Annotated in this window: 14 protein-coding genes; 7 read left to right on the forward strand and 7 right to left on the reverse strand. The window is 64.5% G+C overall.

The window, feature by feature from the left end:
• The first annotated feature begins 156 nt into the window (after nucleotides 1–156).
• On the forward strand, nucleotides 157–1,332 hold the full coding sequence (locus tag QF118_RS05295; RefSeq protein WP_282301602.1) for a lytic murein transglycosylase: 1,176 nt from the start codon (nucleotides 157–159) through the stop codon (nucleotides 1,330–1,332).
• A 169-nt stretch (nucleotides 1,333–1,501) separates the two neighbouring features.
• Here the strand turns inward: QF118_RS05295 and ade are convergent, their stop codons facing one another.
• Nucleotides 1,502–3,196: an adenine deaminase gene (gene ade, locus QF118_RS05300; RefSeq protein WP_282301603.1), complete on the reverse strand. Its 1,695-nt coding sequence runs from the start codon at nucleotides 3,194–3,196 to the stop codon at nucleotides 1,502–1,504.
• Nucleotides 3,197–3,326: 130 nt separating this feature from the next.
• Here ade and choX point away from each other — a divergent pair, with 130 nt between their 5' ends.
• Complete coding sequence (gene choX, locus QF118_RS05305; RefSeq protein WP_282301604.1) at nucleotides 3,327–4,247, forward strand: choline ABC transporter substrate-binding protein; 921 nt, start codon at nucleotides 3,327–3,329, stop codon at nucleotides 4,245–4,247.
• Nucleotides 4,248–4,409: 162 nt separating this feature from the next.
• Here the strand turns inward: choX and QF118_RS05310 are convergent, their stop codons facing one another.
• The gene (locus QF118_RS05310) at nucleotides 4,410–5,246 is read right to left on the reverse strand and encodes a DUF481 domain-containing protein (protein ID WP_282301605.1); all 837 of its coding nucleotides are present in this window, start codon (nucleotides 5,244–5,246) and stop codon (nucleotides 4,410–4,412) included.
• Between the two features lie 412 nt (nucleotides 5,247–5,658).
• Between QF118_RS05310 and QF118_RS05315 the strand changes: the two genes are divergently transcribed.
• Complete coding sequence (locus QF118_RS05315; protein ID WP_282301606.1) at nucleotides 5,659–7,770, forward strand: methyl-accepting chemotaxis protein; 2,112 nt, start codon at nucleotides 5,659–5,661, stop codon at nucleotides 7,768–7,770.
• Nucleotides 7,771–7,794: 24 nt separating this feature from the next.
• Here the strand turns inward: QF118_RS05315 and QF118_RS05320 are convergent, their stop codons facing one another.
• Complete coding sequence (locus QF118_RS05320) at nucleotides 7,795–8,418, reverse strand: glutathione S-transferase family protein (RefSeq protein WP_282301607.1); 624 nt, start codon at nucleotides 8,416–8,418, stop codon at nucleotides 7,795–7,797.
• 132 nt (nucleotides 8,419–8,550) lie between these two features.
• On the opposite strand from QF118_RS05320, the gene choW reads away from it, so the two are divergent.
• Together choW and choV are read left to right on the forward strand one after the other, a co-directional pair.
• Entirely contained in the window at nucleotides 8,551–9,384 is an 834-nt protein-coding gene (choW, locus tag QF118_RS05325) for a choline ABC transporter permease subunit (RefSeq protein ID WP_282302413.1), read from the forward strand.
• Nucleotides 9,381–10,391, forward strand: a complete 1,011-nt coding sequence (choV, locus tag QF118_RS05330; RefSeq protein ID WP_282301608.1) for a choline ABC transporter ATP-binding protein — start codon at nucleotides 9,381–9,383, stop codon at nucleotides 10,389–10,391. Before choW ends, choV begins: the two co-directional genes overlap by 4 nt.
• A 27-nt stretch (nucleotides 10,392–10,418) precedes the next feature.
• Here the strand turns inward: choV and QF118_RS05335 are convergent, their stop codons facing one another.
• The gene (locus tag QF118_RS05335; RefSeq protein WP_282301609.1) at nucleotides 10,419–11,027 is read right to left on the reverse strand and encodes an enoyl-CoA hydratase/isomerase family protein; all 609 of its coding nucleotides are present in this window, start codon (nucleotides 11,025–11,027) and stop codon (nucleotides 10,419–10,421) included.
• A complete protein-coding gene (locus tag QF118_RS05340) occupies nucleotides 11,024–11,773 on the reverse strand; it encodes an SDR family oxidoreductase (protein WP_282301610.1) in 750 nt (249 codons plus the stop codon). Before QF118_RS05340 ends, QF118_RS05335 begins: the two co-directional genes overlap by 4 nt.
• A 137-nt stretch (nucleotides 11,774–11,910) precedes the next feature.
• Between QF118_RS05340 and QF118_RS05345 the strand changes: the two genes are divergently transcribed.
• Nucleotides 11,911–13,425, forward strand: coding sequence for a DUF2125 domain-containing protein (locus QF118_RS05345; RefSeq protein WP_282301611.1), 1,515 nt, complete (start codon nucleotides 11,911–11,913; stop codon nucleotides 13,423–13,425).
• A 79-nt stretch (nucleotides 13,426–13,504) separates the two neighbouring features.
• On the opposite strand, the gene QF118_RS05350 is transcribed toward QF118_RS05345, so the two are convergent.
• Both QF118_RS05350 and QF118_RS05355 read right to left on the reverse strand, forming a co-directional pair.
• A complete protein-coding gene (locus QF118_RS05350) occupies nucleotides 13,505–14,272 on the reverse strand; it encodes an SDR family NAD(P)-dependent oxidoreductase (protein WP_282301612.1) in 768 nt (255 codons plus the stop codon).
• A gap of 63 nt (nucleotides 14,273–14,335) precedes the next feature.
• Nucleotides 14,336–15,583: a UbiH/UbiF/VisC/COQ6 family ubiquinone biosynthesis hydroxylase gene (locus QF118_RS05355; RefSeq protein WP_282301613.1), complete on the reverse strand. Its 1,248-nt coding sequence runs from the start codon at nucleotides 15,581–15,583 to the stop codon at nucleotides 14,336–14,338.
• Between the two features lie 48 nt (nucleotides 15,584–15,631).
• Here QF118_RS05355 and QF118_RS05360 point away from each other — a divergent pair, with 48 nt between their 5' ends.
• A complete protein-coding gene (locus tag QF118_RS05360) occupies nucleotides 15,632–16,960 on the forward strand; it encodes an amidase (RefSeq protein WP_282301614.1) in 1,329 nt (442 codons plus the stop codon).
• Nucleotides 16,961–17,028 lie beyond the last annotated feature (68 nt).

Below are 17,028 nucleotides of genomic sequence, written 5' to 3' on the forward strand. Positions count from 1 at the left end.
GGACAAGATGTGATCAAATTTCTGAATAAAGCATTAACGCGATGGTAATGTATTTGAACAAAAAGTGAACATGGGCGGAGGGCCGCGTATTGCGCGGCTTGCCCTGCGCTGCGCTGCTGATACTGTGCATTCAATAACAAGATGATAGGAGGCATCATGCGGGTCGTCAGCTGGATTTGTGCACTTTTCGTGGCAGGCGCTGCCCAGGCGCAGGACACGCCCTGTGGTGGCAATTTTTCGGCCTTTGTCGATGGATTGGTCGCGGAAGCCGCCAGTTTGGGGCATGACGCGGACACGGCGCGGCGATTCCTTGCCTCGGCGCAGCAAGATCAAGGCGTCTTGAGGGCAGATGGCCGGCAGGGCATCTTTCAGGACCCGTTCATCACATTCTCGCGCAAGCTGATCAGCCAGAACCGGTTGGACAAGGGCCGCCAGATGTCCGAGCGTTATGACGCGGTGTTCGACCGGATCGAGCGGGACTATGGCATTGCGCGCGGCGTGCTGCTGGCGTTCTGGGCGTTTGAAACCGATTACGGCGCGTTTCAGGGCGATTTCAACACCTTGAACGCACTTGTCACGCTGGCCCATGACTGCCGCCGCCCCGAGATTTTCCGCCCGCAGATCTTTGCCGCGCTGTCGCTGTACGAAAAGGGCGATTTTGATCCGGCGACCACAACAGGCGCCTGGGCCGGGGAAATCGGCATGGTGCAGATGCTGCCCAAGGACATCCTTGAAAACGGCGTCGATGGCGATGGCGACGGCCATGTGACGCTGAAAACCAGCGCGCCCGATGCGCTTATGTCCGGGGCCAAGATGCTGTCGCACCTGGGCTGGCGGCACGGCGAACCGTGGTTGCAGGAAATCCGCCTGCCTGCCAATTTCGACTGGTCGCTCAGTGGTTTGCAGACCGGTAAATCGGTTGCTGAATGGGAACAGCTGGGCGTCACCGCCCGGCAGGGGCAGTTGGATGACGGGCGGCTGATCGCCTCGATCATCCTGCCGCAGGGGCACAAGGGCCCGGCCTTTATCGCCTACCCGAATTTTCGGGTCTATTTCGAGTGGAATCAAAGCTTTACCTACGTGCTGACCGCCGCCTATTTCGGCACGCGGCTGCAGGGCGCGCCGGTTTATGATCCGGGCAACCCCGAACCGGGGCTGGAGGGCGAGCAGATGAAGCAATTGCAGGCCAAGCTGGCCGCGCGCGGCTTTGATGTGGGCGAGATCGACGGCATTCTGGGGGCGGGCACGCGTGAAGCGGTGCGGGCGGTGCAACAGGAGCTGGGCCTGCCGGTCGATGGCTGGCCAACCCCGGGCCTGCTGGCGCGGCTTTGAACGGGTGAAATCACAACGCCTCGGGGGGAGCGTATGCTGCCCCCGGGATCGTTCAGCCAGCGTGCGTCAACAGTAGCGCAGCGTACAGGCAACCGGCGTGCCCGCGTATGGTACGAAATCCGGGGGCGGTTTGGTACAGATTGATCGCCTTGGTGCCAAGGCGGCGCGATCAGCCGATGATCTCGAATTTCACCACGTCGACCATGCCCCGGTCGGTGATTTTCAGCGCGGGGATGACGGGCAGGGCAAGAAAGGCGAGTTGCAAGAACGGTTCTTCCAATGTCACGCCCAGCGATTTGGCGGCGTCGCGCAGGTGGACAAGGCGGTCGCGCACCACCTCGAACGGGTCCAGCGACATCAGGCCCGCCACGGGCAGCGCCAGTTCGGCCAGCACCTTGCCGCCCTGGGTCACGACAAAGCCGCCCTCGATTTCGCCCAGCCGGTTGGCGGCCAGCGCCATGTCATCGTAATCCATGCCGACGCAGGCGATGTTGTGGTGGTCGTGGCAGACGGTCGAGGCGATGGCCCCGGCCCTGAGTCCGAACCCGCGCACGAAACCGCAGGCGATATTGCCGTTCTTGCCATGGCGTTCGACCACGGCGATGCGCACCAGATCGCGGGCCGCGTCGGGGCGTTTGTCACCGTCGACGATGGCAATGTCTTCGTGCAGGTGGTCGGTCAGGATCTGGCCGGGGCGGATGCCGATCACGTCGGTCTGGGTCTTGTTGCCGGTGGCGCGGAAATCGCTGGCGCTGACTTTGGGCGCCTTGACCGAATGGCGCCCGACCGGGGCAATGGTGTCGCGCGCGGCAAAAGCGGCGTCGGTCAGGCGGACACCGCCCGCCAGCACCAGTTGCGCATGGCAGCCCTCAAGGCTGTCGAGCGCGACGATATCAGCGCGTTTGCCGGGGGCCAGAATGCCGCGATCTTTCAGGCCAAAGGCCTCGGCGGCGGACAGGGTTGCGGCGCGGTAGGCGGCCAGCGGCGGCGTGCCAAGGCGGATCATTTCGCGGATCATGTAATCGAGGTGGCCGTATTCGCCGATATCCAGCGGGTTGCGATCATCGGTGCACAGGCACATGTAGGGCGCGGTTCGTTCGGTCAGCAGCGGGCGCAGGGCGTGCATGTCCTTGGATACCGACCCTTCGCGGATCAGCACGCGCATGCCCTTGCGCAGCTTTTCAAGCGCCTCCTGCGGGGTCGTTGCCTCGTGTTCCGTGCGGATGCCGGCGGCGATATAGGCGTTCAGGTCGCGCCCCGACAGCAGCGGACAGTGGCCGTCGATATGGCCGCCCTCGAACAGCGCCAGTTTCGCCATGGCCTGCGGGTCGCGAAAGATCACGCCGGGGTAGTTCATGAATTCCGCAAGGCCAAGGCCCGAGGGGGGGTGCATAAGCTCGGCAAGGTCGCTTGCACCCAGCTCGGCCCCGGCGGTTTCCATATGGGTCGAGGGCACGCAGGAGCTGAGCTGGACCTTGATGTCGATCAGCGTGTGCTGACTGGCCTGTTGGAAATAGCGGATGCCGGGCGCGCCGATGACATTGGCGATTTCATGTGGGTCGCAGATCGCGGTGGTGATGCCGCGCGGGCCGACGCAACGGTCGAATTCGAAAGGCGTGACCAGCGAGGATTCGATATGCAGGTGGGTGTCGATGAAGCCGGGGACAAGGATCAGGCCGGTGACGTCAAGGGTTTCGCGGCCCTCGTAGCTGTCCAGCGTGCCGACGATGGTATCGCCGCAGATGGCAATGTCGCCGTGCAGCAGATCGCCGGTGATCAGGTCAAGCATCTGACCGCCCTTCAGGACCAGATCGGCGGGGGTGTCGCCGCGCCCCTGCGCGATGCGTGTTTCGAGATCGGCCATGGTGGTTCCCCTTGTCGCTTTGGTGCGAATGATGGCACAGGCGCGCGCCATGGGCGAGGGCGGTCTTTTGGTTGCAAAATGGGCGGTTTGGGCGTTCACTGCGTGCAAATTCAAAACAGGGAGTTCCACCATGATCCGCACAACCACTTCGGCGCTGGCGCTGACGATTGCGGCCTCGTCCGCCTATGCCAATTGCGACAGCGTGACCTTTTCCGACGTCGGCTGGACCGACATCACGGCGACCACGGCGGCGACGACGCTGGTGCTGGACGCGCTGGGCTATGAGACCGACATCAAGGTGCTGTCGGTGCCGGTGACCTATACCTCGATGGCGGCGGGGGACATTGACGTGTTCCTGGGCAACTGGATGCCGACGATGGAGGCCGATATCGCGCCCTACCGCGAGGCAGGCACCGTCGACACCGTGCGCGCCAACCTTGAGGGCGCCAAATACACGCTGGCCACCAATGCGGCCGGCGCAGCGCTGGGCATCACCGATTTCGCCAAGATCGCCGAACATGCCGAGGCGCTGGACGAGACGATCTATGGCATCGAGCCGGGCAATGACGGCAACCGCCTGATCATCGACATGATCGAGGCGGATGCCTTTGGGCTGAAGGGGTTCGAGGTCAAGGAATCGTCCGAGCAGGGGATGCTGGCGCAGGTTGGCCGCGCCGATGGCCGCGATGAGCCTGTGGTTTTCCTTGCATGGGAGCCGCACCCGATGAACGCCAACTATGACCTGACCTACCTGACCGGGGGCGACGATTATTTCGGCCCCGATCTGGGCGGCGCGACGGTTTATACCAACACCCGTGCGGGCTATGTCGCGGAATGCCCGAACGTGGGCGCGCTGCTGAGCAACCTTGAATTCACCCTGGCCATGGAGAACGAGATCATGGGCGCGATCCTGGATGGCGGCGAAGACCCGCAGGATGCGGCCAAGGCCTGGCTCAAGGGCAATGCCGGCGTGCTGGACGGCTGGCTGACCGGTGTGACCACCAAGGATGGCGGCGACGCCATGGCCGCCGTGAAGGCCGCGCTGGAGTAAACCCGCGCCAGGGCGGTTGCCCGAGCCGATCCGAAAACCCGAAAGGCCCCGCCGGTGGTGGGGCCTTTTGCGTGGGGCGCTTGCGCGGACCGGGGCAGCGGCAGGCATGAAAAAGGGGAGCGGATTGCTCCGCCCCCAAGGATCACGAGGGGTCTGCGCGGTTTAGTTGAACGAGTAGACCAGCGAGACGCCGAACGTGTTGTCGGTGTTCTTGGTGCCCTTGGCCACTTCGGAGTGGTACTCGGTCAGGACGCTGGTGCGCAGTGCCAGCGATTTGCTGACGGCCACGCTGAGCGCGAGATCGTTGTACAGCGCGGTGTCGGATTCCGACCAGATCACGTCCGTGTCATTGGTCAGGAACACCGTTTCGGACAGCTTGTGCGCATAGTCCGAGCTGACGCCAAAGGCGCCTTCGCTGATGTCGGCGCGGGTGATGTCTTCGAGCTCGGCAAAGCGATAGCCCGGGCCGGCCTGCAGCGACCACTGTTTGGTCTGGTCGTTATAGACACGGTAGCCCACACCAAAGCTGGCGAAGGTGTCGGTCTGGAAGTCCGAGAAGGCATCGACCGAGCCCTGAACCTTGCCAAAACCAAAGACGGTCGGGGTAAAGTCACGGGTGTATTCCAGCCCGTAGAACAGGCTTTCTTCGGTTTTCTTGCCGTCGTCTTCGCCATAGGCGTAGTTCAGCTGCAGTTCGATCCCGTTCTGGCCCCAGACATAGTTCAGGTCCGTGCCGATGCCGACGTCGACGCTGTCGGTGTTGCCCGACGATCCGATGGCGCGCAGGGCGGCCGAACCGGTAAAGCCCTGCGGGCGGTTTTCGTTGCCAAAACGATCAAGCTCGCGCTCGGCATCGTCTTCGATGTCTTCGATCAGCTGTTCGTTGCGGTCTGCCGCGACGCTGTCGCCGCCGACCAGGCCTTGTGCCGAGGCTGCGGACGCAGACAGGACAACGAAAAGTGCCAGCGCGCTTGCGCCGTATTTGTGTGCTTCTGTCATGGGTCTATCCTTTCCCCATCAAGAGTGTCCCGACCCGTAGGATCAGGAGCATTTCTGCTGATCCGAGAGATAGGTAGTGGCTTTGGGTAAGTGAAATTTAAAATAATCGGTCTTAAAGAGAGTATTTCTCATGTATTTAGGTTGTTCGGCGATTTCAGGGGCTTCTGTGGCCATCGGGTTGAGGTGCCGCCTGTCGCTGTTTTCAACGCCGCTTTGATGCGGGTGAAGATGTGACTTATTTGCCGCGGTCCGGGTTCGCGCGGGTGTTGGACAGACCTTAAACCCGGCAGGCGGTCAGGCCGCGGGGTTCGTGGAAACAGTGCAAAATTGGTGACAAATCAGCGCTTTAATATCCGCTTCAGGAATCGCGCCTAAAGTCCCCTTGGTACAAGTGCGGCGCGGAGCGGGTGTAATGAGTCTGAGAATGGTGATGTTGGGCGCCCTGCTGCCCCTGATCTGCCTGGTCGGTTTTCTGGCGACACAGGGACTGCGTGGCCATCTGGCCGAAACGCGGGCGCAAGGCGCCTTGATGCAGATTGCCGAGGATTCGGATCGCATCGGCGACCTGATCCACGAGTTGCAAAAGGAACGCGGCTATTCCGCGGGGTTCATCGCCTCGGCCGGGGCGAATTTCGCCGATGCGCTAAGCGCGCAGCGGGCGGAAACCGACGGGGTGCGGCAGGCGTTCCAGACCATCGTTCCGGCGGTACAGGACATCGAGCCGCAGCAGGTGCAGGCGGCGCTGGACGGGCTTGCCGTGCTGGACGCGCAGCGCGCGGCGATCGACGGCCTGGCGATGACCGTGCCGGAGCTGGCCGGGTACTACACCGGCATCATCAACGCGCTGATCGAGGTATCGACCAGGGTCCGCACCGGCCGGGCGATGGACCGGACCGCGATCCTGATGGAGGCGCAGCAATACCTGTCGCTTGCCAAGGAGGCGGCCGGGCTGGAACGCGCCATGGGCGCCACGGGCCTTGGCAGTGACAGCTTTGCACCGCAGGTCCACCAGCGCTTTGTCGCGCTGTCGGCGCGCCAGGGGGCCTATCTGGCGCGGGCGCAGGCGGTGCTGGGTCAGCCCGGCTTTGCCGAGGATATCCGCGCCACCCGGGCCGCGCAGACCGCGCAGGCCATGCGCGACACGATCCATGCCCTGCCTTATGGCGGTGCGCTGGGCGATCTTACCGCGCCGCAATGGTTCGCCGCCTCGACCGCCTGGATCGACCAGCTGCGCGCGGTCGAAAGCGGGCTGGGCGCGCAGTTGATTGCCGTGACCGATGCCGCACGGGCCGAAGCGCAGGGCACGATGCTGCGGCAATCCGTGATCGTGCTGGTCGGCTGCCTGTTCGGGTTGGGGCTGGCGGTGGTTCTGGTGGAACGGCTGACCACCCGTCTGCGCAAGCTGATCGGCATCATGAACGAATTCATCAACGGCAATTTCGAAGCCTGGGTGCCTTTCAAGGACCAGAAAGGCGAGATTGGCCGCATGGCCGAGGCGGTCTATCGCTTCAAGCAGCTGAGCAAGGAAGCCATACAAAAGAAAGAGGCGGATGAGGCGTCGTTGAACGCCCGGCACCAGAAGGTTGTCGATCTGGTGACCGAAGGGCTTGCCGCGCTGTCACACGCCGATCTGAGCCTGCGTTTCGACGATCCGCTGTCGCCCGAATACGATGCGATCCGCGAGGATTTCAACCAGAGCGTGGACAACCTGCGCGCCGTTATGGGCGAGATCACCAAGACCGTGCAGGATCTTGAGCTGCGGTCAGAGAACATGATGGCCAGCGCCTCGGACCTGGCGCAGCGCACCAACGAACAGGTGGCGCAGATCGAGGCGACGGTCGAAGCGACGGGGCGTTTGGCGAAGGGTGTGCAATCGACCAACGAAGCCATCGTCGGAGCCAAGGAAATGGCCGGTCAGGCCAGGGATCGCGCGGTGCAGTCGGGCGAAACCGTGGCCAATGCGGTGGCGGCGATGGACCGGATATCGGTGTCCTCGGACAAGATCGGCCAGATCACCACGATGATCGAAGAGCTGTCCTTTCAGACCAACCTGCTGGCCCTGAACGCCGGGGTCGAGGCGGCGCGCGCCGGGGCCAGCGGCAAGGGCTTTGCCGTGGTCGCGACCGAAGTGCGCGCGCTGGCCGGCCGGTCATCGGACGCGGCGATGGAGATCAAGACGCTGATCGGCGAAAACGTCGACCAGATCAAGAACGGGGTTCAGCTGGTCGATCGCTCCGGCGCGGAATTGCAGGCCATCATCGACCAGATCCTGCGGATCGACGGTGCGCTGAGCGACGTCAACGCCGCCGCCAAGGACCAGTCCCGCGACCTGGTCGCGCTGGAAGGTACGATGCAGGAGTTGCGTGAGTTGACCGGGCAGAACCTGTCGCTGGCCGATAGCAGTCAAACGTCTTCGGACGAACTGGCCGGAGTGGCGCAGGCGCTGATGAAGATCGTATCGGACTTCAACCTTGAAGGTGACAGCCCAGAGGGGGCGGGCGATCCGCTGCGTGACGCGGCCTGACCGCCCGTGCCGGGGCGGCGCGGGTCATTTGCCGGCGGCGTCGTCCAGTTCCTGCGCGCGCCGGGCCGCCGGTCGCGACATGATCCGCCCGATGTATCCGTCAAATCCTTTTCGGTCAGGCACCGTGCCGAACTGGCGGCCCCATGCGATCTGCGACCCCAGAAAGACGTCGAGGGCCGAAAAATCCGGCCCCAGCAGCCAGTCGCGCCCGTCTGACAGCAGATCGGCCAGCATATCGGCCATGGCGTCCAGCTCGATCCAACCTGCGCGGGCGCGGCTTTGGGGATCGTCCGGCACTTCGAAGCCGAAGGACCGGTTGACCACCGCCGTTTCAAGTGGCCCCGCTGCCATGAACATCCAGCGATAATATGGGCCGCGTTCGGGCGATGTGACGGCGGGGGCCAGCCCGGCCTTGGGAAAGGCGTCGGCCAGATAGGCGCAAATCGCCGCGCATTCCGTCACCACCTGCCCCTTGTGCACGATGGCCGGAACCTTGCCCATAGGATTGATCGCCAGGTATTCGGGCGACTTCATCGGCGGGCCGTAGTCCAGAACCACGGTATTATAGGGCGCGCCGACCTCTTCCAGCATCCAGCGGACGATACGGCCGCGCGACATGGGATTGGTGTAGAAAACGATATCGGACATCGGGGTGCTCCTGCGCTATGGCGGAAGGATGGCACCGTTTGGCAGGTTTCGCAAACCGGATCGGTGTCGGAAAGCCGCTTCACAATTGCCGTCAAAGCCCGCATGTTCGGGGAAACCGAAAAGGGGTGCGCGGTGGACTGGCTGACACAGCACAAGATACCGGTCGGCGACGCCGCCGAGGCGATGTTCGACTGGCTGCAAACGCACGGGGCCTTTGTGTTCGACGGCATGGCCGTCGCGATGGAGGCGCTGATCGACGCGATCCTGTGGGTGTTGCAAACGCCGCACCCGCTGGTTGTCGTGGCGGTTCTGGCCGGGGCGGCATGGCTGTTGCACCGGCGCTGGCAGGTTCCGGCGCTGATCGCGCTGGGGTTCCTGTTCATCCTGAACCAGGGCTATTGGGAGGAAACCACCGAAAGCCTGACGCTGGTCCTGTCGGCCTGTGTGGTTTGCATGGGGGTGGGGGTGCCCATCGGGATCGCGGTTGCGCATCGTCCGCGCCTGTACGGCTGGATGCGCCCGGTGCTGGACCTGATGCAGACGCTGCCGACCTTTGTCTACCTGATCCCGGCGATCGTGTTTTTCGGCATCGGCATGGTGCCGGGGCTGATCGCGACGGTGATCTTTGTCGTCCCCGCGCCGATCCGGCTGACGCATCTGGGGATATCCTCGACGCCGACGGCGCTGATCGAGGCGGCGGATGCCTTTGGCGCGACCCCCAGCCAGAAGCTGTGGAAGGTCGAGCTGCCAAGCGCGCTGCCGCAGATCATGGCGGGGCTGAACCAGACCATCATGCTGTCGCTGTCGATGGTGGTGATCGCGGCGCTGGTCGGGGCAGACGGGTTGGGCGTGCCGGTGGTGCGGGCGCTGAACCGGGTCGACACCGGGCTGGGGTTCGAGGCCGGGCTGATCATCGTCGTCGTCGCCATCATGCTGGACCGCGCGTTGCGCTGGGGGGACAAATGAGCGCCGTCATTTTCGATAACGTTTCGATCATCTTTGGCGATGAGCCGCAAAAGGCGCTGCCGCTGGCTGACAAGGGGATGGAGCGCCCGGAAATCCAGGAACAGACCGGGCAGGTGCTGGGGGTGCATGACTGTTCCCTGACAGTGCACGAGGGCGAGATCCTGGTGCTGATGGGCCTGTCGGGGTCGGGCAAATCCACGCTGCTGCGTGCGGTCAACGGGCTGAACCCGGTGGTGCGCGGAAAGGTGATGGTCAACGATGGTGACGGCATGGTTGATGTGACCAGTTGCGGCGCGGCGCAGTTGCGCAGGCTGCGCCAGTCGCGCATCGCCATGGTGTTCCAGCAGTTCGGGTTGTTGCCTTGGCGCACGGTGCACGAAAACGTGCGCTTTCCGCTGGAGCTGGGCAAAGGCAACATGGCCGAGGGCAAGGATCTGGACAAGGCCCCGGACGAGGCGATCCGCCTTGTCGGGCTGGCCGGTTGGGAGGATCGCAAGGTTGGCGATTTGTCGGGTGGCATGCAGCAGCGCGTCGGGCTGGCCCGCGCCTTTGTCACCGATGCGCCGATCCTGCTGATGGACGAACCGTTTTCGGCGCTTGATCCGCTGATCCGCAGCCGGCTTCAGGATGAATTGCTGGACCTGCAACGTGATCTGAAGCGCACGATCATTTTCGTGTCGCACGATCTGGACGAGGCTTTCAAGATCGGCAACCGCATCGCCATCATGGAGGGCGGGCGCATCGTGCAGCTGGGCACGCCGCGCGATATCTTTTCCAACCCCGCGTCTGACTATGTCGCGGATTTCGTCGCCAACATGAACCCGCTGGGCGTGCTGTGCGCGCGCGACGTGATGGAGCCGGGCGAGGGCGGCCAGCAGGTCGAGGCGGAAACGCCGATCCGCGAATTGATCCCGCATCTGGGCAAGGGACCGTTGACCGTGGTCGAGGACGGCAAGGCGCTGGGCCGGGTCACGCCCGAAACCGTGCTGGCGCGATTGTCTGCGTGATCGCTGAGCACAGCCGCGCGCCCCGGGTTACCCGATCAGGCGCTTGATCGCGGCGGCGTGGTCCGGGCTGGCCGCCAGCGTGTCGGCCGCCAGCGCGCGCGCGGTGTCCAGAATGTCGCCGTCGTCGATGCGGTCGATCAGGCCCCATGTCCGCGCCTCGTCCACGGTGATCTTTTCCCCTGCCATCAGGATGCGTTTGGCCCGCGCCGGGCCGACAAGCGCGCGCAGGCGTGCCGGATCAGACGGCTGCGGCAGAAAGCCCAGCTTCATCACCGGGTAGAACAGCTTGGCCCCCGGCACGGAAATCCGCAGATCGCAGGCCAGAAACATGCCCATGGCGCCGCCCGCGACGGTGCCGTTCAGCGCGCAGATGGTAATGCCGGGCAGGCGGGCAATCGCGCCTGACAGCTGTTCCCACAGCGGCGAGGTCGCCAGCCCGGCGCGTGCCGCGTCCAGATCGGCCCCGGCGGAAAACACCTTGCCCGTGCCGGTCAGCACCAGACCGCGCGCGTTGCGCGCGTCCTCGGCAATCACGCAAAGCTGTTCCAGCATCTCGGGCGTCAGGGAATTGGCCTTGTCGGGGCGGTTGATCGTGGCGATCCACAGCCCGCTGTCTTCCTTGCTCAGCTCGATCACGCCAGACCGACCTTGGCCCGGATGGCCTGATCGCGCAGCGAAACCTCGTCGCCCATGAAGCCGTCAGCCTCGGCCCCGCACATCCACAGCAGGGTGCGGGCGGGCCAGTCTGGCGGGACGTGGTCGGACCAGTCGAGTTTGGACACCGGGTTGATCCCCGAAGCCTTGATTTCGCGCTGCATCTGGGTGGCGACGGTGCCGGGCGACAGGGAAAGCGCGCGGATGCCCTGATCGCGGTATTCCTTGTCGGCCATTTTGGTCAACATCAGCGCGCCGGCCTTGGACGAACAGTAGTGCGACCAGCCTTCGACCGGGCCATGCGCCGCGCCCGATCCGATGGTCAGGATGGTGCCGCCGCCCTGTTCCAGCATCACCGGCAGCGCCGCGCGCATGCCGTGAAAGACTCCCTTGAGGTTGATGTCGATGACGTCGCCCCAGGCGTCGGGGTCGGCCTCGGCCATGTGGGCGATGGGTTCGATGACACCGGCGTTGTTGACAAGGATATCGAGCGAGCCATGGGCGCTGAGGCAGTTCGCCACTGCCTGTTCCATTTCCCAGTAACGGGCGATGTCGCAGGGGATGGCCACGGCATTCGGGCCGATCTCTCCGGCCAGTTCGGCGATGGCATCGGCCCCGCGCGCGACCAGCGCCACCTTGGCCCCGGCCTTGGCGAATATTTTGGCGGCTTCGGCGCCAATGCCGCGGCTTGCCCCGGTGATCAGTGCGGTTTTTCCTGTCAAATCCATGGTTTGGCCCTTTCCGGTCCGACACTCTCTTACAATCTAGGTAAAGCGTACATAGTATGGAATCCAGTCCCTTGACCGGCTTGTCGTCCGGGCAGACACTGAGGACAGTCATTTAATCGCTACCGATGAGGATATTCATGAAACGGCTTACATCAGTCTCTGCCCTGGCCTTTTGCGCCATGGCGGGCCCGGCGCTTGCGGATGTCACCCCCCAGCAGGTCTGGGACGATCTGGAAACCTACATGGAAAGCTATGGCTATTCGGTCGAGGGATCCGAGGCGCTGTCCGGGGATGCGCTGACGGTTTCGGATGTGGTGATCACCATGCCGATCCCCGAGGGCGAAGGCAGCGCCAGTTTCGCGATGGACCAGGTGGTTCTGACGGATCGCGGCGATGGCACCGTTGCCCTGAGCTTTCCCGAAAGCATGCCCATCGCGATGAAGATGGACATCGAAGGCGACGTTGTGGACATGGTCCTGGACTATACCCATTCGGGGCTGCAGATGGTGGTTTCGGGCGCGCCCGAAGACATGACCTATGATTATACCGCCGATGCCTTGGGGATTTCCCTGGCCAAGCTGATGATCGATGGCGAGGAAATCACCCGCGACATGGCGCGCGTGATGATGACCCTGACGGGGCTGACCGGCAATTCGCGGACGGTCATGATGTCGGGCGTTCGCAATGTGTCGCAGACCATGGCGGCCAGTGACATGGTTGTCGACGCGGCCTTCAACGATCCGGGCAGCGATGATGGCGGCGTGTTCAACGTCAAGCTCGGGGGGGTTGCGATGAGCGGCGAGACCCTGATTCCGGACGGGCTTGATTTTTCGGACCCGATGACGCTGTTCCAGAGCGGTTTTGCCGCCGCCGCCGAGATCACGCATTCCGGCAGCGCCGTGGAATTCGCGGTGACCGACAATGGCACGACCAACGGCACGATGACCACCGGGTCGGGTCTGCTCAAATTCGCGATGTCGGATGACCAGATCACCTATGAGGTCGGCAATACTGACATGGTGCTGGCCATGGCGGGGCCAGAGCTGCCGCTGCCGATCAACGCCGAAATGGCGGAAACGAAGTTCAGCTTCTCGATGCCGCTTCAGGCCTCGGAAGAGCCGCAGGATGCCGCCATCGCCCTGACGCTGGCCGGGTTCAAGACCTCGGAAATGATCTGGAACATCTTTGATCCGGCGGCTGTACTGCCGCGCGATCCGGCTACGGTGTCGGCGGATCTGACCGCCAAGGTCACCCCCTTCATCAGCCTGATGGACGAAGAGGCGATGTCCAAACTCGAAACCGGAGAGGTCGTGCCGGGTGAATTGAACGCGGTGACGCTGAACAGTCTGCTGGTCGAAGCGGCCGGCGGCAAGATCACCGGCGACGGGGCCTTTACCTTTGACAACTCCGACACGCAAAGCTTTGACGGCCTGCCGCGCCCCGAGGGTACGCTGAACCTGTCGGTCAGCGGCGCGCAGGGGCTGATCGACAAGATCATCGCCATGGGGCTGATGTCCGAAAATGATGCCATGGGTGCGCGCATGATGCTGTCGATGTTCACCGTGCCTGGCCAGGCGCCGGATACGGCCACGTCGACCATCGAGATCAATGACCAGGGCCACGTTCTGGCCAATGGCCAGCGCATCAAGTGAGACATCGCAGGGCGGGATCGACCCCGCCCTGCCGCAAGGGTCAGCGCCTCGCCCGGACGTCGGGCGGGGCGCTTTTTCGTTACGCTCGCTCTGCCGGGCGGCGCAGCGCCGGAAGCCCCACGCCGGTCGAATCGAAGCCGCCGTCCGCGGCGACCACCTGGCCGGTGACATAGGATGCCTGTTCCGAGGCCAGAAAGCAGATCACCTCGGCCAGTTCGCGTTCCGAGCCATAGCGGTTCAGCGGGATGGCATCGTGATAGGCGTCGATGATTTCCTGCGTATGCACCGCCATCGCCAGTTTCGTGCGCACCGGGCCGGGCGCGACACAGTTCACCCGTATCCCGAATTCGCCCAGTTCCGCCGCGTACTGTTTGGTCAACTGGATCACCGCCGCCTTTGAGGTGCCATAGGCCACCCGCAGCGTCGAGGCGCGCAGCCCGCTGATCGAGGCGATGTTGACGATCGAGCCCTGCGTCTGTTTCAGCGCCTCGGTGCAGGCTTGCGAGCACAGGAACACACCGTCGAGGTTGACCGACATGACCCGGCGCCACATGTCATAGGTGCATTCGGTGATAGAGCCGAATTCGGCGATGCCCGCGTTGTTGATCAGGCTGTCGATCCGGCCCGCCCAGTCCAGCGTGCCTTGCACCATCTGCGCGATCTCGTCGGGTTTTGAGATGTCCGTGGTGATGGCGTGGACGTTGGACCGGGTCGCGGCGGCCTGTGTCAGTTCCTCGTGGTCCCAGTCGACCATGGCCACCTGCCAGCCCCTGTCCAGAAACAGGTCTGTCGTGGCCAGACCGATGCCGCGCGCCGCGCCGGTGACGATTGCACATTTCCGGGTCATCTTGCCCCCCTTTTCGTTCGCTTTGTGCCCTTGTGCCATGCGGCGGGAAAGGGGGGAAGGGGGTCAGCCGCGCATCAGGTCGGGCAGCTCGCCGGTCAGGCCTGCGGCTTCGCGGATGAAGTTGCGGCGCAGGCCCGGGGCGGCATTGACCAGCGCCATGCCGATATCCCGCCCGATGCGCAGCAGGGGGTTGTCGTTGGAAAACAGCCGGTTGAACAGGTCCGTCGCCGCCGCAAGCGATGCGGTGTCCCAGCGTCGCCAGCTTTGGTAGCGGGCAAGGACCTGCGGGCTGGCGAAGTCTTCGCCCCGGCGCTGGGCGTGGGCGATGACATGGGCCAGCGCCGCCACGTCGCGCAGCCCGGCGTTCAGGCCCTGACCGGCAATCGGGTGCATGCCGTGCGCTGCATCCCCGACCAGCGCCATGCGGTCCGACACAAAGGCATTGGCCAGCGTCAGGTTCAGCGGATAGGTATAGCGCCCCCCGGCAAGGCTGATGTCGCCAAGGAAATCGCCGAACCGCGGGCGCAGGATTTCGAGGTATTGTGCCTCGGGCAGGGCGTTGATGGCGCGGGCCTGGGCGTCACGCTCGCTCCAGACGATCGAACTGCGGTTGCCTTTCAGCGGCAGGATGGCCAGCGGTCCGGGCGGCAGGAACAGCTGGTGAGCGACCCCGCCGTGGGGCTTTTCATGGGCAATGGCGCAGACCAGCGCGGTCTGGCCATAGGTCCAGCCCGTGCGCCTGATCCCGGCGCGCGCGCAGGTGCCGCTTTGGCGCCCATCGGCGCCGACCAAAAGCCGCGCCGACAGATCGCGCCCCGAGGCCAGCGTCACGGTGACGGAAGACGGGTCAACCTGTTGCGAAACAACGGTTTCGCCGGAAAGGTGGGTGATGTGGTCGCTGGCCTCCATCGCGTCCAGCAGCGCGCGGCGCAGATACCGGTCCTCGACCATATAGCCCATCGGGGCCTCTTCGATCTCGGCGCTGTCGAAATGCAGACCAAGGAACACGCTGGCATCGCCGACGCGGCCGTCCGAGACCTTGATTTCGTTTATCGGCTGGGCCAGGTCGGCCAGTCCATCCCACAGCCCCAGCGCCGCCAGCATTCGCTGCGACGACAACGCCAACGCGTAGGAACGGCCATCGAATTCTGCGGCTTCGCGGGTGGCGACAGGCAGGGCGTCGATGACGGTGGAGCTCAGGCCCGCCTGAGCGGCGGCCAGGGCAAGGGCAGGGCCGTTCAGACCGCCGCCGACAATGATCAGATCGCTATCCATGCGGTTGAATATGCGCCCCTTATCGGGATTGTCCATGCGCCGCGCTGCCGCTACCTTTCGGGTGACACGGCAGGGGGCCACAGGATGGACTATTCAAAGATGAGCGCGTCGGAACTGGGCCGGGGGATCGGCGCAGGCGAGATTGATCCGGTTGCGCTGACCAGACATTTTCTGGACGCGATCCAGGCCCATCCGATGGGGCCGCGCATCTATGCCCGCCTGACACCGCAGCGCGCCATGGCCGAGGCCGAAGCCGCCAAAGTCCGCGCCGCCAATGGCCAGCGCCTTTCGCCGCTGGACGGGATTCCGGTCAGCTGGAAGGACCTGTTCGACACGGCAGGCACGGTGACCGAGGCGGGATCGCACCTGTTGCGCGGGCGGATTCCGGACCGTGACTCCGAGGTGTTGCGCAGCGCCACCGCGCTGGGGCTGGTCTGTCTTGGCAAGACGCATATGTCGGAACTTGCCTTTTCCGGGCTGGGCCTGAACCCGGTGACGCAAAGCCCGCCTTGCGTGAACGACCATGACGCGGTTGCGGGGGGGTCTTCGTCTGGGGCGGCGGCTTCGGTTGCCTTTGGGCTGGCGGCGGCGGCGGTCGGGTCGGACACCGGCGGATCGGTGCGCATTCCGTCGGTCTGGAACGATCTGGTGGGGCTCAAGACCACGTCCGGACGGATCAGCCTGAAAGGCGTCGTGCCCTTGGCGGCGCGGTTCGACACGGTGGGGCCGCTGTGCCGCACGGTCGAGGATGCCGCGCTGATGCTGGCCGCGCTTGAGGGGCGCACGCCCATCGACCTGCGCGGGCAGGGCAGTCTGAAGGGCCGCCGCTTTGCCGTGCTTCAGACCATCGTGATGGAGGATCTGCGCGACGCCCCGGCGCGCGCCCATGCCGAGACGCTTGACCGCCTGCGGGCGGCGGGGGCCGAGATTGTCCCGTTTGATTTCCCCGCGATCGAAGGCCCGATGAAGGACGCCGCCATCCTTTATACGACCGAGGCCTGGGGTACCTGGGGCAAGGCCATCGAGGCCCAGCCGCAGCTGATGTTCGGGCCGATCCGCGACCGGTTTGCCGCCGGGGCGCAGTTCACTGGCGCCGATTACGTTGCGGCATGGCAAAGGCTTGAGGCGGCGCGCGCAGACTGGGCCAGGCAGACCGCGGGCTTTGACGCGGTGCTTTGTCCGACGGCGCCCAACCTGCCGCCCAAGCTGGACAAGCTGATGCAGCAGGGTGACTACTATGTCACTGAAAACCTGATTACTTTGCGTAACACGCGGGTCGGCAACCTGATGGGCGGATGCGCCATCACCCTGCCCACCGGCACCAAAAGCTGTGGTCTTAGCCTGATGGCGCCGCCGATGGCCGAAGAGCGTCTGCTGCATCTGGCCAAGGCGGTGGAAACCGCGCTGGCCTAATCCGGCAGCGGCCTCTGCGCCGCGCGGCGGCGCGCAGTGCCCCTGTCCCGGCGGGGCAGGGGGGCAGT

It is taken from the genome of Tropicibacter oceani (genome assembly GCF_029958925.1).
Lineage (GTDB): Bacteria > Pseudomonadota > Alphaproteobacteria > Rhodobacterales > Rhodobacteraceae > Pacificoceanicola > Pacificoceanicola oceani.